General features: G+C 64.7%; 15 protein-coding genes and 1 tRNA gene. 12 read left to right on the top strand and 4 right to left on the bottom strand.

What is annotated here, in order from left to right; genetic code table 11:
• Positions 1 to 2: 2 nt before the first annotated feature.
• Positions 3 to 1,097, bottom strand: a complete 1,095-nt coding sequence (locus RCAP_RS00885; protein ID WP_238530213.1) for a sugar transporter — start codon at positions 1,095 to 1,097, stop codon at positions 3 to 5.
• Between the two features lie 217 nt (positions 1,098 to 1,314).
• Here RCAP_RS00885 and RCAP_RS00880 point away from each other — a divergent pair, with 217 nt between their 5' ends.
• A complete protein-coding gene (locus RCAP_RS00880; RefSeq protein ID WP_013065915.1) occupies positions 1,315 to 2,118 on the top strand; it encodes an ABC transporter permease in 804 nt (267 codons plus the stop codon).
• Positions 2,119 to 2,238: 120 nt separating this feature from the next.
• On the opposite strand, the gene RCAP_RS20150 is transcribed toward RCAP_RS00880, so the two are convergent.
• Complete coding sequence (locus RCAP_RS20150; protein WP_373995840.1) at positions 2,239 to 4,575, bottom strand: hypothetical protein; 2,337 nt, start codon at positions 4,573 to 4,575, stop codon at positions 2,239 to 2,241.
• 201 nt (positions 4,576 to 4,776) lie between these two features.
• Between RCAP_RS20150 and RCAP_RS20145 the strand changes: the two genes are divergently transcribed.
• Together RCAP_RS20145 and RCAP_RS18230 are read left to right on the top strand one after the other, a co-directional pair.
• Positions 4,777 to 8,388 (top strand): glycoside hydrolase family 99-like domain-containing protein, encoded by a 3,612-nt coding sequence (locus RCAP_RS20145; RefSeq protein ID WP_373995839.1) that lies wholly within the window; start codon positions 4,777 to 4,779, stop codon positions 8,386 to 8,388.
• Between the two features lie 138 nt (positions 8,389 to 8,526).
• Positions 8,527 to 9,297: a sulfotransferase family protein gene (locus RCAP_RS18230; RefSeq protein WP_013065913.1), complete on the top strand. Its 771-nt coding sequence runs from the start codon at positions 8,527 to 8,529 to the stop codon at positions 9,295 to 9,297.
• A 263-nt stretch (positions 9,298 to 9,560) separates the two neighbouring features.
• Here RCAP_RS18230 and RCAP_RS00865 read toward each other — a convergent pair.
• A tRNA-Leu gene (locus tag RCAP_RS00865) sits at positions 9,561 to 9,645 on the bottom strand.
• A gap of 168 nt (positions 9,646 to 9,813) precedes the next feature.
• On the opposite strand from RCAP_RS00865, the gene RCAP_RS00860 reads away from it, so the two are divergent.
• From RCAP_RS00860 to RCAP_RS00820, 9 genes are all read left to right on the top strand, one after another.
• On the top strand, positions 9,814 to 10,791 hold the full coding sequence (locus RCAP_RS00860) for a complex I NDUFA9 subunit family protein (RefSeq protein ID WP_013065912.1): 978 nt from the start codon (positions 9,814 to 9,816) through the stop codon (positions 10,789 to 10,791).
• Between the two features lie 8 nt (positions 10,792 to 10,799).
• Positions 10,800 to 11,594 carry an undecaprenyl-diphosphate phosphatase gene (locus RCAP_RS00855; RefSeq protein WP_013065911.1) on the top strand — a complete coding sequence of 265 codons (795 nt, stop codon included), beginning with the start codon at positions 10,800 to 10,802 and terminating at the stop codon, positions 11,592 to 11,594.
• 217 nt (positions 11,595 to 11,811) lie between these two features.
• On the top strand, positions 11,812 to 13,245 hold the full coding sequence (locus RCAP_RS00850; RefSeq protein ID WP_013065910.1) for an NAD(P)-dependent oxidoreductase: 1,434 nt from the start codon (positions 11,812 to 11,814) through the stop codon (positions 13,243 to 13,245).
• A gap of 26 nt (positions 13,246 to 13,271) precedes the next feature.
• Positions 13,272 to 14,009 (top strand): hypothetical protein, encoded by a 738-nt coding sequence (locus RCAP_RS00845; protein ID WP_013065909.1) that lies wholly within the window; start codon positions 13,272 to 13,274, stop codon positions 14,007 to 14,009.
• On the top strand, positions 14,006 to 18,544 hold the full coding sequence (gene gltB, locus RCAP_RS00840; protein ID WP_013065908.1) for a glutamate synthase large subunit: 4,539 nt from the start codon (positions 14,006 to 14,008) through the stop codon (positions 18,542 to 18,544). The genes RCAP_RS00845 and gltB overlap by 4 nt, the downstream gene beginning before the upstream one ends.
• Before the next feature lie 97 nt (positions 18,545 to 18,641).
• Complete coding sequence (gene mtgA, locus RCAP_RS00835; RefSeq protein ID WP_013065907.1) at positions 18,642 to 19,391, top strand: monofunctional biosynthetic peptidoglycan transglycosylase; 750 nt, start codon at positions 18,642 to 18,644, stop codon at positions 19,389 to 19,391.
• Between the two features lie 87 nt (positions 19,392 to 19,478).
• The gene (locus RCAP_RS00830; RefSeq protein ID WP_131618273.1) at positions 19,479 to 19,853 is read left to right on the top strand and encodes a hypothetical protein; all 375 of its coding nucleotides are present in this window, start codon (positions 19,479 to 19,481) and stop codon (positions 19,851 to 19,853) included.
• 34 nt (positions 19,854 to 19,887) lie between these two features.
• Positions 19,888 to 21,648, top strand: a complete 1,761-nt coding sequence (locus tag RCAP_RS00825; RefSeq protein WP_013065905.1) for a M10 family metallopeptidase C-terminal domain-containing protein — start codon at positions 19,888 to 19,890, stop codon at positions 21,646 to 21,648.
• 317 nt (positions 21,649 to 21,965) lie between these two features.
• Positions 21,966 to 22,946: an alginate O-acetyltransferase AlgX-related protein gene (locus RCAP_RS00820; protein WP_013065904.1), complete on the top strand. Its 981-nt coding sequence runs from the start codon at positions 21,966 to 21,968 to the stop codon at positions 22,944 to 22,946.
• Positions 22,947 to 23,039: 93 nt separating this feature from the next.
• Here RCAP_RS00820 and RCAP_RS00815 read toward each other — a convergent pair whose 3' ends face one another.
• Entirely contained in the window at positions 23,040 to 24,398 is a 1,359-nt protein-coding gene (locus RCAP_RS00815; protein ID WP_013065903.1) for an alanine/glycine:cation symporter family protein, read from the bottom strand.
• Positions 24,399 to 24,463 lie beyond the last annotated feature (65 nt).

Genomic DNA, 24,463 nt, shown 5'->3' with positions numbered 1-24,463 from the left:
GCTCAGCGCCTGTCGCGCAGACTGTAGAAGATCAGCACGCAGATCGACCAGGCCAGCGTCAGGAACACCGCCGTCAGCCCGGCAATCAGACCGCGTTGCGGATAGGTCGAGGCCTCGGCCATCGAGGGCGTGGTGTAGCTGGCCAGATAGCGGCTTTGCCGCTGCGCCTCGGCCTTGGCCGAATCAAGCGAGGCCATCGCCGCCAGATAGGCCGAATTGGCATATTCGACATCGACGCTCAGCCGTTCGTATTCGGCCATCAGCGTCGGGTAATCCTCGCTCGATTCCACATCGGGGTTTTCCGTATCCCCCATGCCGAACTTGCTTTTTTCCTGTTCGATCAGGGTCTGGATCACATCGATGCGGCGGCGCGACTGCGACACCCGCGGATCGTCGCCCGACGAGGTTTCCAGCGTCAGGTTCAGGTCGATATAGGCCTGTGCCAGCTGCTGCTCGAGCGAGGTCATCAGCCCCATCTGCCCCTGCACATCCGCCGCCGGATCGATCAGCCGGGTCTTGGAGCGGAACCGGGTGCGTTCCTCGCGGGCCTGTTTCAGCCGCTCGATCGCCACGGCCAGTTCCTCGCGCGCGTAGCGGGTGGCATCCTCGCGGGCGATCGCCGACATCTCGTTGATCACCGCGGTCGATTCCGCGACGATCTCGCGGGCGATCGCCAGCGCATCCTCGCGGCTGAAGGCGCGGGTCTCGACCTCGATCAGGCCGCTGTTCGAGGCATAGGAAATCCGCACCATCCGCTGCCAGTAATCGACCAGATCCTCGATCGTGCCGTCGGTGTCATAGGTGAAGACCGGATCGAAGGCGGGACGCGAAAACACCTGCGCCAGATCGATCTTGCGGTTGATCCGCTCGACCAGGGTGCGGCTCTGGATGAATTCGTAGATCACCTCGGCATCCGAGGAGCTGCTTTGCGTCAGCATCGACAGCCCGCCCAGCAGCGCGCCGGCGGAACTCATGTCTTCGGAATGGACGGTGAAGCCCACCTTCGAGGCATATTGGTCGGCGGCGATCAGATACAGATAGACGACGGCCAGAACGGTCGGGGCGACAACCCCGAGCACGAAGCTGGAAAAAAGCACCTTGTGCCGGAACCGCGGCCGGGCCGCGGCAGGATTGGGGATCGGCTTCGGTGCCCGTTTGACCGCGGCATCGGCCGCTTCCGACAGCTGCTTGTTAATCGCCCTTACTCCCGTCGCGCCATCGAGGTGAGGCAACTCATGGTTATTTGTCCCTCGCATTGCAAGCGAAAAAGCACTAGGGAACACGTGCTGAACCCCCTCTCGGAGGCCCGTTTCCATGGCAAAAGCCGCCGTTTCCGTCCGGACCAACCGGAGCAGGCTGATCGGCGCCCGCGCCGTCTTCGCGCTGATCCTGCGCGAGATGACGACGACCTACGGCAAGTCCATCGGCGGCTATTTCTGGACCGTCGCGGAACCTGTGGCGGCGATCGCGCTGCTTTCGGTGGTGTTCTCGATGATCGTGCACAAGCCGCCGCTGGGGCAAAGCTTCATCCTGTTCTACGCCAGCGGATATCTGACCCTGACCGCCTATAACGCGATTTCGATCAACGTCGCGATGTCGATCCGCTTTTCCAAGGCGCTGCTGGCCTATCCGAGCGTGACCTACATCGACGCGATCGCGGCGCGGCTGATCCTGACGACGCTGACGCAGCTGCAGGTCTTCGCCATCGTCATCGCCGTCGCCATCGCGACGCAGCACAGCCAGATCAACCTGAATTTCCCGGCGCTTGGCCGCGCCTGGGGGATGCTGATCGCACTGGGCACCGCGGTCGGGCTGCTGAACTGCTATCTGATGAGCACCTTTCCGGCCTGGCAGATGGTCTGGGCGGTGCTGAACCGGCCGATGTTCCTTGTGGCGGGGGTGCTGTTCCTGATCGACCAGATGCCCGAGCCGGTGCGGATCATCAGCCTGCTGGTGCCGCCGACCCATGTCGTGATGATGATGCGCAAGGGCATTTATGACACCTATGACGCGGTTTACGTGTCCGAAGCCTATGTTTACGGGGTGTCGCTGCTGATCGGCGCGCTGGGAATGCTGCTGCTGCATCGCCACCACCGCAAAATCCTCTCGGAACGCTGAAACTCAGGGCAAGCAGCGCGGAACGGCGCTGGGATGACGCAAACAGACTTGACGGCGTGCCCGGTCCCGTTACACCCGATTTCCAGCCGGACACAGTGGCCGCACGCCCGAAAATCGGAATTACAGCAAAGGCAAAGCATGAAAAACCTTGGGCCAAAGAACGTCGGAAACGCTGCAATTCCGCTCAAATCCACGTCGTCGCGGCGGCCCGCGCAGGCCGCCCCCGCCCCCGCCGGGCGCCGCCGCAAGCCCCAGAACACGACCCCGATCTGCCTTCTTGTTCTGGGCATGCACCGCTCCGGCACCAGCATGCTCAGCCGCCTGCTGAACATCGCGGGCTATGCCCTGCCGACCGAGCTGATCGGCGCCAACGAGAGCAACCCGACCGGCCATTGGGAGCCCCTCGTCCTGAACACCCTCAACGAGGAGTTCCTGAAGACGATCGGCAGCGCCTGGTCCGACTGGTCGCACATCGATTTCGACGCCCTGCCCGAAGAGGTCTCGGCCGCCTATCGCAGCAATCTGCGCAGCTGGCTGCGGACGGAAAAGGGCAACCGCTACAGCCTGGTGCTCAAGGAACCGCGGGTCTGCCGACTGGCGCCGCCGGTCATCGAGGCGCTGGCCGAGGAAGGCTTCGAGACCCGGGTGATCCTGCCCTATCGCAACCCGCTGGACGTGGCCCGGTCGCTGGAAAGCCGCGACCGGATCCCGCTGCGGCGCGGCGTGCTGCTCTGGATGCGCCATGTGCTGGATGCCGAGATGTTCAGCCGCGGCCTGCGGCGCAGCTTCGTCGATTACGCGGGCCTGATGGCGGATTGGGCGACCGAGACGGAACGGCTCAGCCGCGATCTCGGGCTGGATCGTCTGGGCCGGATCGACGAGATCGCCGAAGAGGCGGATTCCTTCATCTCGGAGGAGTACCGCCACCACGCGGGCGATACCGGCACGCTGGAAGCGATCGATTACACCGCCGGGATGGCGCTGAAGATCTATCGCGCGCTGGCCGATCTGTGCGCCGATCCGAACAAGGCCGAGGTGATGGCCGCCTTTGACGGGCTGCGCGCGCAGCTTGACGAGATGGAACGGCTGACGCTGCCGACCCAGCGCGACGCCGACCGGATGCTGGCGCAGGTGCAGACGACGCTGCGCACGCTTGAAAACGAGCATCTCGACCTGCAGGCCCGCTACGAGGACATGACCCGCAATGTCGGCGGCATCTGGGAGCTTCACAGCACGGTTGCCGAGCTGAACCGCAAGAACGAATCCTTCATCTCGGATCTGAGCGCGCGGCTGGCGGAACGCGAGAATGCGGTGCGGATGCGCACCGACGAGCTGATGCAGGCGCAAAGCCTGCTGAGCGAAAAGGTCAAGGAGATCAACGCGCTGAATGCGCGGCTGGCGGAAGTTGGCAGCACCGGCCAGATGCTGCAGCAGCGCCTTGACGATGCCGCGAAGCGGCTTGAGGACAGCGCGGCCGAACAGGGCCAGCGCGACGAGGCGACACAGGCCCGCATCGCCCAGATGGAAGAGCAGCTCTCGGAGGCCCGGGCGAAGCTGGAGGCCGGTCTGGCGGAACGCAGCCGGATCGAGACCGAACGGTGGCAGCTGGAACAGGATCTGATGCTGCGTCTGGCCGATCTCGAGGCGAAGCTGACGGCCAGCCAGACCCAGATCGAGCATCTGCAGGCCGAGCGCGACGAGCTGGTCGCCCGGCTGGCCACGGCCGAACGGGCGCTGACCGACGCCGCCGCCGAGCTGGAGCAGGAACGCATCGAAAAGGCCGAGACGACCGCGCAGCTGGCGGCGGTGTCCGAGGGGCTGGAAGCCGAACGGGGCGAACGTCGCGCCGTCGAAACCCGCCTTGGCGAGCTGCATCAGCAGCTGACCGGCACCCGCGAGGAGCTGACCGAAACCCGCGGGCGGCTGACCGAAACCCGCGAACAGCTGACCGAGACCCAGAACCGGCTGATCGAAGCCCGTGACGGGCTGGCCGAAACCCGGGTCAAGCTGTCCGACACCTCGGCGCAGCTGGCGGAAACCCGCGAGCAGCTGGCCGGGGCGCATGAGCTGCTGACCGAGACCCGGGCCGCGCTGACCGGCACCCGCGAGGAGCTGATCGAAACCCGCGGGAAGTTCACCGAGACCTTCGACCAGCTGACCGACACCCGCGAGCAGCTGCTGGACACCCGCGGCCTGCTGACCGAGACCCGCGGCCTGCTGACCGAAACCCGCGAGGAGCTGACCGGCACCCGGGCGAAACTTGGCGAGACCGTCGCGCAGCTGACCGGCACCCGCGAGGAGCTGACCGGCACCCGCGCGAAGCTGTCCGAGGCCTTCGACCAGCTGGCCGAAACCCACGACCAGCTGACCGAGACCCGCGGAGAGCTGACGCAGACCCGGGTCCAGCTGACGGAGGCCAACAGCCAGCTGACCGAGCTGTCGCAGACCCGTCAGCATCTGGCCGAGGCGCGGGGACAGCTGACCGAGACCCGCGGCCAGCTGACCGATCGCAGCCTGCGGCTGGAGCAGACCCTGGCCGATCGCACCGACATCCTGCAGCAGCTGCAGGCCCGTGCCGGAGAGCTGGCGCATGTGCAGGCGCTGTTGCATGAACGCGACACGCAGCTGATCGGCGAACGCGATCAGAACCATGTGCAGATGCAGGCGCTTTATCACCACATCGCGCATCTGGACCGGGTGATCGCCCAGCACGAGACAACGATCGCGATGCTGCGGTCCAGCACCTCGTGGCGGATCACCGCGCCGATGCGGGTGGTGGTGACCGGCACGCGCTGGATCACGCGGAACGGCCGACGGTCGGCCTCGGCGACGGCGCGGTTCATCTGGCATTACCTGCCGGTGCCGATGACGCGCAAGCTGCGCTTCAAGGACAAGGTGCTGAGCAAGACCGGCTTCCTTCTGGGCAGCACGCAGTTCTATCAGGCCTGGCAGGAAGCAAAACGCGAACGCGAGGCTGTCGCGGCGCAGCTGCAGGCGATCCAGCGGCAACAGGCGCAGTTTCAGCCGGTTGCCGCCGCCCCCGCCCCGGTCGCGGCGCCCGTTGCGATGCCCGTCGCCGCCCCGGAACCCGCCCCCGTCGCCGAACAACCGCAGCCTGTCGCCGCGCCTGCCCCGGAACCGGCGGCGCCCGTCGCACCCGCCCCCGTCGCGCCCGCGCCCGAACCGATGCCGCCGGTGCTGATCTCCGAGACGAACACCTTCGTGCCGCGTCGCCAGACCACCGATCTGAGCAATCCGAAGGCGCGGCTGATCGCCTTTTACCTGCCGCAGTTCCACGCCATCCCGGAAAACGACGCCTGGTGGGGCAAGGGTTTCACCGAATGGACGAATGTCGGCCCGGCGCAACCGCAGTTCCCCGGCCATCACCAGCCGCACGAGCCGGTTCCGGAACTGGGCCAGTACAACCTTCTGGATACCAATGTGCAGCGCAAGCAGATCGAGCTGGCGCAGCTTTACGGCATCGGCGGCTTCTGCTTCTACTGGTACTGGTTCGGCGGCAAGCGTCTTCTGGAAAAGCCGGTGCGGAACTGGCTGGACACGCCCGATCTCGATTTCCCCTTCTGCATCTGCTGGGCGAACGAGAACTGGTCGCGGCGCTGGGACGGGCTGGATCAGGAACTGCTGATCTCGCAAAACCACAGCCCCGAAGACGATCTCGACTTCATCACCGAACTGGCGCCCTATCTGCGCGATCCGCGTTACATCCGCATCGACGGCAAGCCGCTGATCCTGCTTTATCGCCCGAGCCTGATGCCGAACGTGGCCGAAACCTCGGCGCGCTGGCGCGACTGGTGCCGCAAGAACGGCGTCGGCGAGATCTATCTGGCCTATCCGCAAAGCTTCGAAACCGTCGATCCGGCGGAATACGGCTTTGATGCGGCGGTGGAATTCCCGCCCAACAACTATTCGCCCGACAATCTGACCGACCGCGTGCCGGGGCTCTCGCCCGAGTTTGACGGCATCATCTATGACTGGCGGTCCTATGTCGAACGCTCGCGCAATTATCCGATGCCCGACTACAAGCTTTACCGTTCGGTCTGCCCGTCCTGGGACAACACCGCGCGGCGCAAGAACAAGGGCGCGATCTTTGCCAATTCGAACCCGGCCGAATACCGCGTCTGGCTGGAAAACGCCGTCACCCGGACGCTGGCCGATGCCCGCACCCCCGACGAGCGGGTGATCTTCGTCAATGCCTGGAACGAATGGGCCGAGGGCGCGCATCTCGAGCCCGACACGAAATACGGTTACGCCTATCTGGAAGCCTCGCGGGCGGCGCTGAACCCGGTCGAAGTGCCGCGGATGGTGACGCTGGTCGGCCATGACGCGCATCCGCACGGGGCGCAGATCCTGCTTTTGAACCTGGCGCGGAACTATGTGCAAAACGGGTTCAAGGTGACGATCATCCTGCTGCAGGGCGGTCAGATGGTGACGCAATATGCGCAATATGCGCAGGTGGTCGTGCTCGACGATCCGGCGCTGGCGGGCGAGAACTGCACCCGCCTGCTGCGGCGGCTGCGCACCGAAGATGCGCAGGTGGCGATCGTCAACACCACCGTCAGCGCCGAGATCCTGCCGATGCTGCGCGAGGCGGGCTATCGCACCGTGTCGCTGATCCACGAGATGGCCTCGGTCTATGATCAGATGAACCTGCGGCCGCAGATGACGCTGGTCGCCGATCACGCCGATCAGGTCGTCTTCCCGGCGCCGCTGGTGCAGGCGCAGTTCGAGACCTATCTGGGCCGGTCGCTGCCGCGGGCGCAGATCCGGCCGCAGGGGCTTTACCTGCACGAGCTGGCCTCTTCGGACGCGCTGGCGCAGCATCGCGCCCGTCTGCGCGCCGAGCTGGGCCTGGATGCCGACACGACGCTGCTTCTGGGCGTGGGCTATGTCGATCACCGCAAGGGCGGCGATCTGTTCGTGCGCACGCTGGCCCGTCTGCGCGAGCTCGGCCGCAAGGTCGAGGCGATCTGGATCGGTCATGCCGACATCCATTTCCTGCCGCAGATCGAGGCCCTGGCCCGCGATCTGGGCGTGGCCGGGCACATGCGCTTCCTCGGCCGGCAACAGGATCCGGTCCCCTTCTATGCCGCCTCGGACGTGTTCCTGCTGTCCTCGCGCGAGGATCCGTTCCCCTCGGTCGTGCTGGAGGCGATGGCGGCCCGGCTGCCCTGCGTGATGTTCGCGGGCACCACCGGCTGCGAAGTGCTGGCCGAACGCGGTCTGGCGCTGGCCGTCGGCGGTCAGGACCCGGCCGGGATGGCGCAGGCGGTGGAAAGCCTGATCGACCACCCCGAGCGGCGCGGGCAGATGGTGGCCGCCGCGCGCGACTACATCGAGGCCGAGGCCGATTTCACCAAATACACGCTGGATCTGCTGCGGCTGTCGGGGCGGCATGTGCCGCGGGTGTCGGTGGTCGTGCCGAACTACAACTATGGCCGCTACATCGAGGACCGGCTGAATTCGGTTCTGGCGCAGGATTTCCCGATCTACGAAATCATCGTGCTTGACGACCGCTCGACCGACGACAGCCTGGAGCGCATCCGCGCCTTTGCCGCGCGCTGCGAACGGCCGATCCGCATCGTCCCGAACGAGGTGAACTCGGGCAATGTGTTCCGGCAATGGATCAAGGGGCTGGATCTGGCGCATGGCGATTACGTCTGGATCGCCGAGGCCGACGATCTGGCCGAGCCCGATTTCCTGTCGACCGCGATGCGCGGCTTCGAGAAACCGGGGACGGTGCTGTCCTATACCGACTCGGCGCAGATCGACGAGAACGGCACGCCGCTGGCGGCGAACTACCGCTATTACACCGACAAGATCAGCCCGACGCATTGGGCGCAGAACTACTGCCGCGACGGCGCCGAGGAAATCTCCGAGGTGCTTTATCTGAAGAACACGATCCCGAATGCCTCGGGGGTGGTGATGGCGGCCGGGGCGCTGCGCGCGGTTCTGGCCGAGCACCGCACCGAGTTGGAATCGGTGCGCTTCGTCGGCGACTGGCTGGTCTATCTGTGGCTGCTGGAACGCGGCGGGATCGCTTTCAACACCGCCTCGAAGAACATTCACCGGCGGCATCAGAACAGCGTCACGATCTCGAATTTCGACGCCAAGCAACTGGCCGAGATCGAAGCGGTGCAGCGCGACATCCTGACCCGGCACGGGCTGGGCGCCGTGCAACAGCAAAAGGCCGCCGACTACATTGCCGAGCTTGCGGTGCAGTTCGGCCTGACAGGAACCGGGAAAGCATGACCTCCTGCGCGGCTTTCCCGCCATCGCCCGGCGCATCTTCCCCTGCGTCCCCTCTCCCGGAACACAGCCTTCCGGCCGCGGGGGGCGCAATCTCCCCCTGTCCGTCAAAATCGCTGTGACAGTTCAAGGCAGACAAGAATGACCCAGACCATCAACCGGCCCGACATCTTCATCATCGGCACGATGAAGGGCGGGACCACCGCGTTGCATCGCATCCTGACCGAACATCCGCAGATCCATTCGGGCACGCAAAAGGAAATCCACTATTTCTCGCTGAACTATGCGGAAGGCGACGACTGGTATCACCGCCATTTCGCGGGCCTGCCCGCCGGGCAGCATTATGTCGACGCCAGCCCGACCTATTTCGACGCCTGCAACACGCCGCTGATGCCGCGGCTGATCGACCGCTACAACCCGCAGGGCAAGCTGATCCTGATCACCCGCAACCCGATCGAGCGGGCGATCTCGCATTTCCGGCATCTGCAGGTGGTCAACAAGATCCCCGCGCTGATGGACATGTCACCGGACATGTTCTTCAACCGCGACCTGGCCAGGATGCTGCCGGGCATCGGCGTGATCCAGAGCAACTACATGCATATCATCGGCTTCAGCCTCTACATGGCGAAGGCGCAAAGATTCGCGGGCATTTTCGGCGAACGGCTGCTGGTGATCGACAACACGCAGCTGCGCAACGATCCGAAAGCCACGGTGCGGCGGATGTTCGAACATGTCGGCGTCGATCCGATCTGGGACGACAGCTTCGTCGAAATCAAGCACAGCAACAAGTCGACCCTGAAGGACATCTCTCAGGCGACCTATGACCGGCTGTTTCAGATCATGCAGCCGGATTACGAACGCTTCTGCACCGCCTTCGGCATCGATTGCGTCTGGCCGGAGCTTGGCAAGTAAGCCCCTCGCACCGCGTGACGCACCCGGGCGGAACCTTGGATCATGTCGGATCGGCTTGGCCCTCCGACGTGATCCGGGCGGCTGCGGCGCGGTCCCGCAGGCCGCAAACCCATTGAAATCCACCCCGGAACAGGCAGGCCGACAGGCTTTCCAGCAAGCCCGCACGCGATGACCCATCGCACCGGGCCTGCCTTTCACGATGAGGGGGGCCTAAAAACAGAAAGCCGTGCATCTCATTGAGATTGCACGGCTTGCCGTTGGAATGGTGCCCAGAAGAGGACTCGAACCTCCACGCCTTGCGGCACTGGTACCTGAAACCAGCGCGTCTACCAATTCCGCCATCTGGGCGTCTTCGTGAGCCGGGGTTTAGCCGGGCCAGCAGGGAGTGTCAACAGGGGTCCGCAAGAAAAATTTGACCGACCTGTCAGATGCCCTACCCTCCTGCCACGCGGGACTTGTTTGACCGGGGTCCTGCGGCTAAATCAGTGCACGACGGTATGCAATGAGGACGGAACGATGTCGAAGCTTGTCACCATCTATGGCGGTTCGGGTTTCGTGGGGCGTTACATTGCCCGACGCATGGCGAAGGAAGGCTGGCGCGTCCGCGTCGCCGTGCGCCGCCCGAACGAGGCCCTGTTCGTCAAACCCTATGGCGCCGTGGGTCAGGTCGAACCGTTCTTTTGCAACATCCGCGACGATGCCTCGGTGCGGACCGCCATGCAGGGCGCGGATGCGGTGGTGAACTGCGTCGGCATCCTGGTCAACGAAGGCCGCAACACCTTCATGGACGTGCAGGCCGATGGCGCCGGGCGGATCGCCCGCATCGCCGCCGAGCTGGGCGTTTCGAAGCTGGTTCACATTTCCGCGATCGGCGCCGACAACGAATCGGACAGCGCCTATTCCCGCACCAAGGGCTGGGGCGAGCTTGCGGTGCTGAAATCCTTCCCCAAGGCGGTGATCCTGCGTCCCTCGGTGATCTTCGGGACCGAGGACGGCTTTTTCAACCGCTTCGCCGCGATGGCGAAATTCGGCCCGTTCCTGCCGATCACCGCACCGCTTACGAAATTCCAGCCGGTCTATGTCGATGACGTCGCCGCCGCCGCGGTGCAGGGCATCCTGGGCGAGGCCGAGGGCACCTATGAGCTGGGCGGCCCCGATGTCGAGACCTTCGAAGACATCATGAAGCTGATGCTGAAAGTGATCGGGCGCAAGAACATCGTCATCGGCCTGCCGCAGGTCGTCGCCCGCACCACCGCGGCGATCGGCGACACCGTGCAATGGCTGACCGGCGGGCTGATCACCAACCGCATCCTGACCACCGACCAGCTGAAGAACCTCGGCCGTCACAATGTCGTGGGCAAATCCGCGAAGACCTTTGCCGATCTGGGCATCACGCCGACGCCGATGGCGGCGGTGCTGCCCGATTACCTCTGGCGTTTCCGCCCGCATGGGCAATATGAGGCGATCCAGGCTTCGGCCAAGAATCTGAAATAGGTGCAAGCTTGTCTTATCTGGCCGATGTCGTCCTGGGGGTGATCGAAGGGATCACGGAATTCCTGCCGATCTCCTCCACGGGGCATCTGCTTCTGGCCGAGGCCTGGCTGGGGGCACGGTCGGACACCTACAACATCGCGATTCAGGCGGGCGCCATCCTCGCGGTGACGCTGATCTACTGGCGCCGCATCACCGGGCTTTTCCTCGGCCTTGGCCAGTCGGAAAACCGCGATTACCTGATCAAGCTTGCCGTGGCCTTCGGGATCACCGCGGTTCTGGGGCTGGTGGTGAAGAAGCTCGGCTTCGCGCTGCCCGAGACGGTGATGCCGATCGCCTGGGCGCTGGTTCTGGGCGGGATCTGGATGATCGTGGCCGAATGGCTGGCGGGCAAGAAACCCGATTGCGCCACGATCACCCTGCGCGTCGCCATCGCCGTGGGGGTGGCGCAGATCATCGCCGGGGTGTTTCCGGGCACCTCGCGATCCGGTGCGACGATCTTCGTCGCCATGCTGATGGGCACGACGAACCGCGCCGCCGCCACCGAATTCGCCTTTCTTGTCGGCATCCCGACGATGTATGCCGCCACCGGCTACGAACTTCTGAAGACCCTCAGGGGCGGCGGCCCGGCCGAGGACTGGACCGCGCTCGGCATCGGCTTTGCCGTCTCCACCGTGACCGCCTTTGTCGCGGTGAAATGGCTGCTGACCTACATCCAGTCGCATCGCTTCACCTTCTTCGCGATCTACCGCATCGTCTTTGGCGGCGTGTTGCTGGCGCTGGGCGCCGCGGGCGTTCTGGTCTGAGCTTTCCAAAAGAACCGAATCACCCCGATTTCGCACAAGATCGTTATCGGATTTTCGCACTAGGTAAGTCTTGCTGCCGCATTATTTCCCCCTCAGCCCCCGCCAAGGGGCAGTTGCGACGATAAATCCCCATTTAAGGTCATAACTGCTGACTTTTATTTTGATCGGCCCGGGTGTAACAAGGCCTCCCGAATTGACCCCAGTGGGAGGCGCAGCCATGGCTCAGCAACGCATGCTCAAATTCGTCACGACGGCGAAAGAGACGCCGGAAAAACGCGATGCCACCGCGCGCACCCATGACTTCGACGAGATCTACGCCGAATTCGCCGATGCGAAGGCGGCGGAACAGGCGGGCCGGTGCAGCCAATGCGGCGTGCCCTATTGCCACGCGCATTGCCCGCTGCACAACAACATCCCCGACTGGCTGCGGCTGACCGCCGAGGGCCGTCTGGAAGAGGCCTATCAGGTCAGCCAGACCACCAACAGCTTCCCGGAAATCTGCGGCCGCATCTGCCCGCAGGACCGTCTGTGCGAAGGCAATTGCGTCATCGAAAACTCGGGCCATGGCACCGTGACCATCGGCGCGATCGAGAAATACATCACCGACACGGCCTGGGACCGCGGCTGGGTGAAACCGATCGCCCCCGCGGTCGAACGCCCGGAATCGGTCGGCATCATCGGCGCGGGCCCCGGCGGTCTGGCCGCGGCCGACGTGCTGCGCCGGGCGGGGGTGCAGGTGACGGTCTATGACCGCAACGACCGCGCGGGCGGGCTGCTGACCTATGGCATCCCCGGCTTCAAGCTGGAAAAGGACGTGGTGATGAACCGCGTGCGGCAGCTGGAACAGGGCGGCGTCGCCTTCGTGCTGAACTGCAATGTCGGCACCGACATTTCCTTTGACGCGATCCGCGGCAAGCATGATGCGGTGTTGATCGCCACCGGCGTCTACAAGACCCGCGCGCTGACCGATCCGGGCGCGGAGGCCAAGGGGATCGTGCGCGCCATCGACTATCTGACCGCCTCGAACAAGAAGAGCTTCGGCGATGACGTGGCCGAATTCGACGATGGCACGCTGAACGCCACCGGCAAGCGCGTGCTGGTGATCGGCGGCGGCGACACCGCGATGGACTGCGTGCGCACGGCGATTCGCCAGGGCGCGACCTCGGTCAAATGCCTTTACCGGCGTGACCGGGCGAACATGCCGGGCAGCCAGCGCGAAGTGACGAATGCCGAGGAAGAAGGCGCGGAATTCGTCTGGCTTGCGGCGCCGAAGGCATTTGCGGGCAATCCGGTCGACAGCGTCACTGTGCAGCGCATGCGGCTGGGTGCCCCGGATGCCTCGGGCCGTCAAAGCCCCGAACCGATCGAGGGCGGCCTCTATGAAGAACCGGCCGATCTGGTGATCACCGCGCTCGGCTTCGAACCCGAGGACCTGCCCGCCTTGTGGAATGTCTCGGCGCTGGAAACCACGCGCTGGGGCACGGTCAAGGCGAGCTTCGGCACCCATGCGACCAGCCTGCCCGGCGTCTATGCCGTGGGCGACATCGTGCGCGGGGCCTCGCTTGTCGTCTGGGCGATCCGCGATGGCCGCGAGGCCGGGGCAGAGATGGTGAAATACCTCGACGGCGCCGGTCGCGTCGCCGCCGAGTGATCCGCAATCCGCGAAAGGACAAAGCCATGCTTCGGCATCGGGCAGGTCTTGGGGGCATTCTGGCCGCGATCGGGGGGCTTTTCGCCGCCCTGCCCGCGGCGGCAGAGCCCAAATTCACCCCGCCGCCGGGCTGCACGCTGCAAACCACGGTGCAGCTGCATGCCTGTCAGGTGGCCAATTACTACACCTGCGCGGGCGATGCCCCGGGCGATCAATGGGTCTCCATCGCCGATGGCGAGGGCGCCTTTTTCGTCAGCCGCACCGATGCGGAAACCCGCTGGATGGAATCGGTCAGCCTGAAGGACGGCACGGTGGAAAAGCTGGATGCGGCGGGCTCACGGGACAATGCCTCGTTCAGCACGCTTCTGGCCACGGGCCGCGATGATTACGACTTCATCACCCGCACGAACACCGGGCTGGTGCAGCGCTTCAAGGGCTTCGACCAACTGACCGGCGAAAGCACCAGCATCGACGGCGTGCCCCTCGAACGCTGCGCCTTCGAGATGGAGATCGAGGACGCGGCCGGCAACGTGGTCGCCACCCGCAAGGGGATGCAGGTGATCAGCCGGCAGATGCGCGTCTTCTTTGCCCAGACCGAGACTTACGAAAACGGCTTCGGCGACCGGGTCACCACCACCGAAGGGCCGGTGACCTTCGCCTTTCCCGGCGACGCCGATTTCGCCGCCGCCACACCGCAATATGACTGCGACATGATGATGACCGATCTGTCGCTTGACCATCCCTCGAAGGAGGCCTTGAGATGACCAAATATGACGAAGCCTGGGTTGCCGCCGAGGAAGCCAAGCGCAAGTGGATGGACGAAAACGCGCTCTACAAGACCGAGGATGAACATTCGTCCTGCGGCGTGGGGCTTGTGGTGGCGCTGGATGGCAAGGCCAGCCGCAAGGTCGTGGCCTCTGGCATCGACGCGCTGAAGGCGATCTGGCACCGCGGCGCGGTCGATGCCGATGGCAAGACCGGCGACGGCGCGGGCATCCATGTGCAGATCCCGGTCCCCTTCTTCTATGACCAGATCCGCCGCACCGGGCACGAGCCCGACATGGAAAAACGCATCGCCGTCGGGCAGATCTTCCTGCCGCGGACCGATTTCGGCGCGCAGGAACGCTGCCGCACGATCGTCGAAAGCGAAGTGCTGCGGATGGGCCATTACATCTACGGCTGGCGCCATGTGCCGGTGAACACCGGCGTTCTGGGCGAGAAGGCCAATGCGACCCGGCCCGAGATCGAACAGATCCTGATCCGCTGCGAAAAGGACATCGACGACGAGACCTTTGAACGCGAGCTTTACGTGATCCGCCGCCGGATCGAAAAAGCCGCCATCGCCGCGCAGATCGCCGGGCTTTACATCTGTTCGCTGTCCTGCCGCTCGATCATCTACAAGGGGATGATGCTGGCCGAACAGGTGGCGGAATTCTATCCGGATCTGAAGGACGACCGCTTTGAATCGGCCTTCGCGATCTATCACCAGCGCTATTCGACCAACACCTTCCCGCAATGGTGGCTGGCGCAGCCCTTCCGGATGCTCGCCCATAACGGCGAGATCAACACGATCAAGGGCAACATCAACTGGATGAAAAGCCACGAGATCCGCATGGCCTCGACGGCGTTCGGGGATGCGGCCGAGGATATCAAGCCGATCATCCCGGCGGGCGTGTCGGATTCGGGGGCGCTGGATGCGGTCTTCGAGGTGATGGTGCGCTCGGGCCGCTCGGCGCCGATGACGAAAACCATGCTGGTGCCGGAAGCCTGGTCGAAAGCCACGACCGACATGCCGAAGGCCTGGCAGCACATGTATGCCTATTGCAACTCGGTGATGGAGCCCTGGGACGGTCCGGCGGCACTTGCCATGACCGATGGCCGCTGGGTCTGCGGCGGGCTTGACCGCAACGGCCTGCGTCCGATGCGCTATGTGGTGACGGGCGACGGCATGCTGATTGCCGGGTCGGAAGCCGGGATGGTGCCGGTGGACGAGATGAACGTGCGCGAAAAAGGCGCGCTCGGGCCGGGGCAGATGATCGCCGTCGACATGCGCGAGGGCAAGCTCTACCACGACAAGGACATCAAGAACCGACTGGCAAACAGCCAGCCCTTTGGCGAATGGGTCGAGAAAGTCGTCGATCTGAACGCGATCCTGCGCGATGTGCCGGAAAAAGCCGTCTACACCGGCGCCGAGCTGCGCAAGCGCCAGATCGCGGCGGGCTATTCGGTCGAAGAGCTGGAAAACATCCTGGCGCCGATGGCCGAGGACGGCAAGGAAGCCGTGGCCTCGATGGGCGACGACACCCCGCCCGCGGTGCTCTCGAAGCAATACCGCCCGCTGAGCCATTTCTTCCGCCAGAACTTCAGCCAGGTGACCAACCCGCCGATCGACTCCTTGCGCGAAAGCCGGGTGATGTCGCTGAAGACGCGCTTTGGCAACCTGAAGAACGTGCTGGATGAGGACGGTTCGCAGACCGATATCTGGATCCTGGAAAGCCCCTTCATCGCGAACACCGAATTCAACGTGATGATGAAGACCTTCGGCGCGAAAGTGGCGCAGATCGACTGCACCTTCCCGGCGGGCGCCGATCAGGAAGCCCTGCGCGAAGGGCTCGAACGCATTCGCGCCGAGGCCGAGGATGCCGTGCGCTCGGGCGCGTCGCACCTTGTGCTGACCGACGAGCATCAAAGCCCGTCCAAGGTCGCGATGCCGATGATCCTTGCCACTTCGGCGGTGCATTCCTGGCTGACCCGCAAGGGGCTGCGGACCTTCACCTCGATCAACGTGCGCGCGGCCGAATGCATCGACAGCCATTACTTCGCCGTGCTGATCGGCTCGGGGGCGACGACGGTGAATCCCTATCTGGCGCAGGATTCGATTGCTGACCGGATCGAACGCGGGCTGCTCGATGGCACGCTGGAAGACGCGCTGCGCCGCTATCGCGATGCGATCGACGCGGGCCTCTTGAAGATCATGTCGAAGATGGGGATCTCGATCATCTCGTCTTACCGCGGCGGTCTGAACTTCGAAGCCGTGGGGCTGAGCCGCGCCATGGTCGCCGAATATTTCCCCGGCATGCAAAGCCGGATCTCGGGGATCGGTCTGCACGGCATCCAGCACAAGCTGGAACAGGTGCATGGCAAGGGCTGGCTGGGCGGTCAGGACGTGCTGCCGATCGGCGGTTTCTACAAGGCGCGCAAAACCGGCGAGAAACACGCCTGGGAAGCGCAGACCATGCACATGCTGCAAGCGGCCTGTGACCGGTCGAGCTTCGATCTGTGGAAGCAATATTCCGCGATGATGCGGGCCAATCCGCCGATCCACATCCGCGATCTGCTCGACATCAAGCCTTTGGGCCGTCCGGTGCCGATCGAGGAAGTCGAAAGCATCACCGCGATCCGCAAACGCTTTGTCACCCCGGGCATGTCGCTCGGCGCGCTTTCGCCCGAGGCGCACAAGCTTCTCAACGTCGCGATGAACCGCATCGGCGCCAAGTCCGACAGTGGCGAAGGCGGCGAGGATCCGGCGCATTTCGTGCCCGAACCGAACGGCGACAACCCGTCCGCCAAGATCAAGCAGGTGGCTTCGGGGCGCTTTGGCGTCACCGCCGAATATCTGAACGCCTGCGAAGAGCTTGAGATCAAGGTGGCCCAGGGCGCCAAACCCGGCGAGGGCGGCCAGCTTCCGGGCATGAAGGTGACCGAACTGATCGCGCGGCTACGGCATTCGACCAAGGGCGTGACGCTGATCTCGCCGCCGCCGCATCATGACATCTATTCGATCGAAGACCTCGCGCAGCTGATCTATGACCTCAAGCAGATCAACCCGCGCGCCAAGGTGACGGTGAAGCTGGTGGCTTCGTCCGGCGTCGGCACGATTGCGGCCGGGGTGGCCAAGGCGAAGGCCGACATCATCCTGATCTCGGGCCACAATGGCGGCACCGGGGCCAGCCCCGCGACCTCGATCAAATACGCCGGCCTGCCCTGGGAGATGGGTCTGACCGAGGCGCATCAGGTTCTGGCGATGAACAACCTGCGCGAGCGGGTGACCCTGCGCACCGATGGCGGTCTGCGCACCGGGCGCGATATCGTGATGGCGGCGATGATGGGGGCCGAGGAATACGGCATCGGCACCGCCGCGCTGATCGCGATGGGTTGCATCATGGTGCGTCAGTGCCAGTCGAACACCTGCCCGGTGGGCGTGTGCACGCAGGACCCGAAACTGCGCGCCAAATTCACCGGCACGGCGGACAAGGTGGTGAACCTGATCACCTTCTACGCGCAGGAAGTGCGGGAACTGCTGGCCTCGATCGGCGCGCGTTCGATGGATGAAATCATCGGCCGGGCGGATCTCTTGACGCAGATGAACCGCGGCTCTGCGCACCTGGACGACCTCGACCTGAACCCGCTTCTGATCACCGTCGATGGCTGGGACAAGATCGTCTACGACCGCTCGAAACCGCGCAACTTCGTGCCCGACACGCTGGATGCCGAGATCATCAAGGATGGTCACCGCTTCTTCGAGGACGGCGAGAAGATGCAGCTGAGCTACGCCGTGCGCAACACTTTGCGCACGATCGGGACGCGGGCCTCGAGCCATATCGTCAAGAACTTCGGGATGCGCAACGCGCTGCAGCCCGATCATCTGACGGTGAAGCTGACCGGGTCTTGCGGGCAGTCGCTGGGCGCCTTCGCGGCGCAGGGGCTGAAGCTGGAAGTTTCGGGCGACGCCAACGACTATGTCGGCAAGGGGCTTTCGGGCGGCATCATCGTCGTGCGGCCGCCGATGTCCTCGCCGCTGGTCGCGGCCGAGAACACGATCATCGGCAACACCGTGCTTTACGGCGCGACCGATGGCTATCTGTTCGCGGCGGGCCGGGCGGGCGAACGCTTTGCCGTGCGCAACTCGGGCGCCAAGGTGGTGGTCGAGGGCTGCGGCTCGAACGGCTGCGAATACATGACGGGCGGCGTTGCGGTGATCCTTGGCCGGATCGGCGCCAACTTCGGCGCGGGCATGACCGGCGGCATGGCCTATCTTTACGACCCGGACAACCTGGCCGAGGATTACATGAACCTTGAAAGCCTTGTCACCTGCGGGCTGGGCCATCCGCATTGGGAAGCGCAGCTCAAGGGCCTGATCGAGCGGCACGCCGCCGAGACCGGCTCGGTCAAGGCGAAGGCGATCCTCTCGAACTGGGAGGCCGAGCGGAAGAACTTCCTGCAGGTCTGCCCGAAGGAAATGCTGGTGCATCTGCCGCATCCGCTTTCCGATGAACCGAAGGCGGTTCCGGCCGAGTAAGCGGGCGCACATGACAAGGGGGCGGGGTCGGGTGACCCCGCCCTTTCCCGTTCGGGCGCGGCTTGACCGGCTCCCCCGTGGCGTGACAGATGGCGCAATGGCGGCACGCAGGAAAAACCCGATCAAAGCGACGATTCCCCCGGGGCGTGCCCGCTCGGTCGGGGCCCTGCTGCTTGCGCCCCTGCGCTTTGCCGGGGCCTGGACGGCGCGGATCAGCCTCGGCATTCTGGCGGCCTATCTGGCGCTGATCGTGCTTTATGACGTGCTCGATCCGCCGACGACCTTCACGATGTGGAGCGAAAAGCAGCGGCTGGGCAAGCTCGATCAGGAATGGACCGATTTCGAGGATATCGCCCCGGTGATGGCGCGCTCGGTCGTGGCGGCCGAGGATGCGAATTTCTGCACCCACTGGGGCTTCGACATGGGGGCGATCCGGCAGGCGATCGACAAGGGCGCCAATCGCGGCGCCTCCACGCTGTCGCAACAGGTGACGAAGAACGTCTTCCTCTGGCAGGGCCGCAGCTGGCTGCGCAAGGCGCTCGAGGCGCTTCTGACGCCCGCGGTCGAGGCGGTCTGGACCAAGCGGCGGATATTGGAAGTCTATCTGAACGTTGCGGAATTCGGCGAGGGGGTGTTCGGCGTCAATGCCGCCGCCTTCCATTATTTCCGCACCACCCCGGCGAAGCTGACACCGCGGCAGGCGTCGCTCCTGGCCGCGGTGCTGCCCGATCCGAAAGATCGCAACGCCGCCCGGCCCTCGCGCTATGTCTCGAAACGGGCCAATCAGATCGCCGATGGCGCCGCCACGATCAAGGCCGACGGCCGCGCCGATTGCTTCAGCCCCTGACCCGTCAACAGGATAGACAGGTGCCACCGCCGACGGTAGTCTGATGCCATGGTGGGGACACATTTGATCGCATTCGGGAGGGTTCTGGTGATGATGGGCGCAGGTCTTGCCCCCGTCCAGGTCAGTGCCGACCCGGGCCTTTCCCTGAGCTGCCTGCCGCAGACCGCCGAAGTGGCGGATCTGTGCGGCTTGATGCGGGAGGTGATCGCGACCGGCCTGCCGGACCGCAGGGTCCAGCTGGTCGGGCCCGAAACGGCCCCGGAAACGACGACCGCCATTCGGCTGCATGTCGAGCGGCTGAGGAAAGACGGGATTGTCGCGCATCTGGAATGGCGGCACCCCGGCGAGGACTGGCAAACGGGCGAGACGCAGGCGCTCAGCGTCATGGATCGCGATTTGAACGCAGGCATGGTCAGCAGGTTCTTTCAGAGCTTGTGGGACGCAAGCCCGATTGCGCGATAGGCGTGCCTGAAGAATTGGGGAAGGGACGACACGAATGACACGACAGATCAGTGAATTTTTGCGCGGTGCGACGGCAGAGCCTCTTTACGCGGCGATCGGCGAGATCGCCGATGCCGGTGCAGGCACTACCACGACCTACACGATGAGCGTCGGGGACACGTTCAACGGGACGATCGCGGCTTCGGGCGACCGGGACGGCGTGCGGATCAACCTCGTGGCGGGGCAGACCTATCAGTTCAACCTGAACGGCGGCACGCTGGGCGACACCTATCTGAGGCTTTATGATGCCGCGGGCAACCAGATTGCCTACAACGACGATTATTCCAACAGCACCAATTCGCAGATCACCTTCACCGCGACCACCTCGGGGACGTATTTCCTCGAAGCGGCGGGATATAGCTCCTATACCGGCAGCTATGCGCTGACGGCGATCACGGTCGCGCCGCCGACGATCGACGATCTGGCCGATTATCTGGTGAACGGCTATTGGGAAAGCAACGGGGGGCAGGCGCGCAGCTTCGACACCACCTCGGACAATGTCATCACCGTCGATCTGCACAACCTGACCGCCGACGGGCAACAGCTGGCGCGCTGGGCGCTGCAGGCCTGGTCCGCCGTGGCCAATCTTGTCTTCGTCGAAACGACCGGCACCGCCGACATCGAATTCGACGATTCGGATGATGGCGCCTATTCGACCTCGAACACCACCGGCACGCGAATCAACAGCTCCTTCGTGAACATCGACACCGCCTGGATCGCCAATTATGGCACCACGATGGACGGCTACAGCCTGCAGACCTACATCCACGAGATCGGGCACGCGCTCGGGCTGGGCCATCAGGGCGCCTACAACGGCTCGGCGACCTATCCCGACGATGCGACCTTCCCCAATGACAGCTGGCACCTGTCGGTGATGTCCTATTTCAGCCAGGACGACAACACCACCAGCGGCGCGTCCTTTGCCTGGGTCATGTCGGCGATGATGTCCGACATCATCGCGATGCAGTCGATGTATGGCGCCTCGACCACCACCTTGGGCAGCACCGTCTACGGCCGGAATTCGAATGTCGGCGGCTATCTGGAAACGCTGTTCGACAGCCTCGTGGCGGGCACCTCCGCGACCTATGGCGGCGATCCGGTGACGATGACGATCTATGATGCCGGCGGCCGCGACACGATCGATTTCAGCTTCTCGAACGTCAACCAGACCCTCAATCTCGCCCCCGGCAGTTTCTCGAACCTGGCCGGTCTGGTGGGCAATCTCGGCATTGCCCGCGGCACGGTGATCGAGATCGGCGTCACCGGGAACGGCAATGACCTGATCATGGGCAACAACGCCAGCAACACGCTGATGTCGCGCGGGGGCAATGACACGTTGCGCGGCGGCGCCGGCAACGACAAGCTGGACGGCGGCACCGGCAACGACTTCATCGATGGCAGCACCGGACAGGACACGCTGATCGGCGGCGCGGGCAAGGACACGTTCCTGTTCAACGTCGCGGTGACCGCGGCCAATGCCGACATCATCACCGATTTCAGCGTCGTCGATGACACGATCCGGCTCGACCGGTCGTTCTTCACCGGCATCGCCGCCACCGGCACGCTGACCGCCAATGCCTTCACCAAGAACATCACGGGTCTGGCGACCGATGCACTGGACCGGATCATCTACGAAACCGACTCCGGCGCGCTCTGGTATGACGCCGACGGCACGGGCGCGACGGCCCGGGTGCTTGTGGCGACGCTTGGCACCGGCCTTGCGATGACCAACGCCGATTTCTTCGTGGTCGCCTGAGACCTCGGGGCAGGATGCACGGCGACGGCAGACGGGCTTCCCGTCTGCCGTTTTTTGTCGGCCTTGTCTGCCTGCGGTGGAAATGACATTGTGAAGACAGTGGGCGGAGACCCCCGAAAGAGCAAGTCATGTGGCCAGATCGTGAACCCAGTCGCAGCATCGATGCGACCGTGCCCCCGGCGCGGGGGTTTGCGGCGCTGTTCAGGAAGCGCCCCCCCGTCACGATCCGCTGGCTGGCCGCGCTGCGCGCCAGCTCCCGGGGGTTTCGCGCCCCGGTCGGCCGGACCGCAACCAAAGTCGCAAGAGGACTCCTGCATATGAGTATCGACCCCTTTCCGCCCGGCAAAAGCGACACCGACAGCCTGTCCGTCGAAAATGGCATCCTGCGCGGCCGCGATGGCTGGCTGTTCCTGTGGGACGGCTCCAACGACGTGAGCCGCTACTACACCGACCCGGGATATTTCGGGGCCCCGGAACTTGCGGGCTGGGTGACGCTGCTGCGCGCCCGCGCAGCCCGGTGCGCGCAGATCGGGGCGCAGTATCGCCACCTTGTCGTGCCCGACAAGATCTCGGTCTATCCGCAGCATCTGACCGCGCCGCTGCGCTATTTCGATCAGCACCCGGGGGCGCGGTTCGCCCGGGCCTTTCCCGACGACACGCTTTGCGTCGACATCCTGCCCGACCTGCGCGGCACGCGCGGCAACTTTGCCGCCCGGGTCGAGCCCGGCGGCGGCGAGGCCGAAGGATCGGACAAGTTCTTCTTCAAGACCGACAGCCACTGGACCTTCGAGGGCTGTCAGGTCGCCTATCTGCGGCTGTGCGAAAGCCTGGGCGTCACGCCTTGCGACCTGAGCAAGGCCCGCCCCGGCCCGGGCAAGGAGATGGTGCTGGATCTGGGCGCGAAACTGTCGCCGCCGGTGCTGGAACATGCGCGGTTCGGCCGGGTGCTGCGGCACTCGAAGCGGCAGGCCGAGAACGAGATGGTGCGCTACAACGAAAGCGAGGGGCTGGCCAAGGGCACGCCGCGCTTCGTCGGCTGCATGGTGCACAACCACAACGACCAGCCGCAGGCCATCGCCAAAAGGGTTGTGCTGTTTGGCGATTCCTTTTGCGAGTTCCGCCCGCATCTGCTGACGGCGATGCTGTCGGAAACCTTCCGCGACGTGCATTTCGTCTGGTCGACCAGTCTGGACTGGGATTTCATCGCGGCGCTGAAGCCCGATATCGTGATCACCGAAATCGCCGAGCGTTTCGTGAACCGGCTGCCGAAGGACGATTTCCGCGTCAGCCCCGATTGACCGCGCCGCCCGGTGCCGTCTTCGACCGGTGGCCGCCCGGGGCAGGCCGCGCGAAGCGCCGGGGCATCCGTCAGGACGCCCCGGCCTTTGTCTTCAGTTCCCGCCTTCGCCGCCCGGGGCGAAATAGTCGCGCGTCAGCTTGACGATGATCGGCGACAGCAGCAGCAGCGAAATCAGGTTCGGGATCGCCATCAGCGCGTTGAGCGTATCCGCCACCAGCCAGGCGAAATCGAGGCTCAGCGTCGCGCCGAAGAAGACCGCGACGGTCCACAGCACCCGGAACGGAATTTCGCTGATCGTGCCCAGCAGGAATTCCCAGCATTTTTCGGCATAATAGGCCCAGCCGAGGATGGTGGTAAAGGCAAAGAGCGCCAGACAGATCGTCAGCACATATTTGCCATAGCCCGGCATCGCCGCCTCGAAGGCCGAGGAGGAGAGCATCGCCCCGGTCTCGCCGCTGGTCCAGACGCCGGTGACCATGATCGCAAGGCCGGTCAGCGTGCAGATGATGATCGTGTCGATGAAGGTCCCCATCATGCCGATCACGCCCGAGAACACCGGGTTCGAGGTCGAGCCCGAGGCCTGGGCGATCCCGGCGGTGCCAAGGCCCGCCTCGTTCGAGAAGATCCCGCGGGCCACGCCCTTCTGCATCGCCATCAGGATGGTCGCCCCAAGGAAGCCCCCCGCCGCGGCGGTGCCGGTGAAGGCATCGGTGAAGATCGTGGCAAAGGCCGCCGGGATGTTTTCGGCGAAGACCGCCAGCACGAAGGTGACGCTGACCAGATAGACAACCGCCATGAAGGGCACGACCCGTTCGGCCACCGCGCCGATGCGCCGGATCCCGCCCAGAACGACGAGCCCGGTGAGCACCGTCATCACGACGCCCGAGATCCAGGTCTCGATGCCGAAGGCGTTCTGCACCGCGCTCGCGATGCCGTTGGCCTGCACCATGTTGCCGATGCCAAAGCCCGCAAGGCCGCCGAAGAAGGCGAAGGCCGTCGCCAGCCAGGCCCAGTTCCTGCCCAGCCCGTTCTTGATCGCGAACATCGGGCCGCCGACATGTTCGCCCTTGTCGTCCACTTCGCGATATTTCACCGCGACGACCACCTCGGCGTATTTCGTGGCCATGCCGACAAAGGCGGTGACCCACATCCAGAACAGCGCCCCGGGGCCGCCGACCGCGATGGCGGTGGCGACGCCCGCGATGTTGCCGGTGCCGATGGTGGCGGAGAGCGCGGTCATCAGCGCCGCGTAGGGGGTGATTTCCCCTTCCGAATCCGCGCCGGGCGTGCGGCTTTTCCAGATCATGCGGAAGCCGTAGACCAGCTTGCGGATCGGCATGAAGCCAAGACGCAGCTGAAGGTAGAAGCCGGTGCCGATGATCAGGACGATCATCGGAACGCCCCAGACGATCCCGTTCAGCCAGTTGAAGAAGTCATGAATCAGTTCCAAACGCCAGTCTCCTCTTTGTCCCTCGCACCGCCGTCTTCACCGGGAAGACCGGCAGGTGTGCGACG

Origin of the sequence: Rhodobacter capsulatus SB 1003 (genome assembly GCF_000021865.1) — a bacterium.
Classification (GTDB): domain Bacteria; phylum Pseudomonadota; class Alphaproteobacteria; order Rhodobacterales; family Rhodobacteraceae; genus Rhodobacter; species Rhodobacter capsulatus_B.
This window is presented reverse-complemented; position numbering and strand designations above follow the sequence as displayed.

Excerpts from the sequence above, each read along its gene's own strand:
- mtgA (WP_013065907.1), top strand. The coding sequence starts at position 18,642 with ATGGCGGCACGCAGGAAAAACCCGATCAAAGCGACGATTCCCCCGGGG.
- RCAP_RS00825 (WP_013065905.1), top strand. The coding sequence starts at position 19,888 with ATGACACGACAGATCAGTGAATTTTTGCGCGGTGCGACGGCAGAGCCT.
- RCAP_RS18230 (WP_013065913.1), top strand. The coding sequence starts at position 8,527 with ATGACCCAGACCATCAACCGGCCCGACATCTTCATCATCGGCACGATG.
- RCAP_RS00880 (WP_013065915.1), top strand. The coding sequence starts at position 1,315 with ATGGCAAAAGCCGCCGTTTCCGTCCGGACCAACCGGAGCAGGCTGATC.
- RCAP_RS00845 (WP_013065909.1), top strand. The coding sequence starts at position 13,272 with ATGCTTCGGCATCGGGCAGGTCTTGGGGGCATTCTGGCCGCGATCGGG.
- RCAP_RS20150 (WP_373995840.1), bottom strand. The coding sequence starts at position 4,575 with ATGCTGACGGGTCTGCGACAGCTCGGTCAGCTGGCTGTTGGCCTCCGT.
- RCAP_RS00820 (WP_013065904.1), top strand. The coding sequence starts at position 21,966 with ATGAGTATCGACCCCTTTCCGCCCGGCAAAAGCGACACCGACAGCCTG.
- RCAP_RS00850 (WP_013065910.1), top strand. The coding sequence starts at position 11,812 with ATGGCTCAGCAACGCATGCTCAAATTCGTCACGACGGCGAAAGAGACG.
- gltB (WP_013065908.1), top strand. The coding sequence starts at position 14,006 with ATGACCAAATATGACGAAGCCTGGGTTGCCGCCGAGGAAGCCAAGCGC.
- RCAP_RS00860 (WP_013065912.1), top strand. The coding sequence starts at position 9,814 with ATGTCGAAGCTTGTCACCATCTATGGCGGTTCGGGTTTCGTGGGGCGT.
- RCAP_RS20145 (WP_373995839.1), top strand. The coding sequence starts at position 4,777 with ATGCAGGCGCTTTATCACCACATCGCGCATCTGGACCGGGTGATCGCC.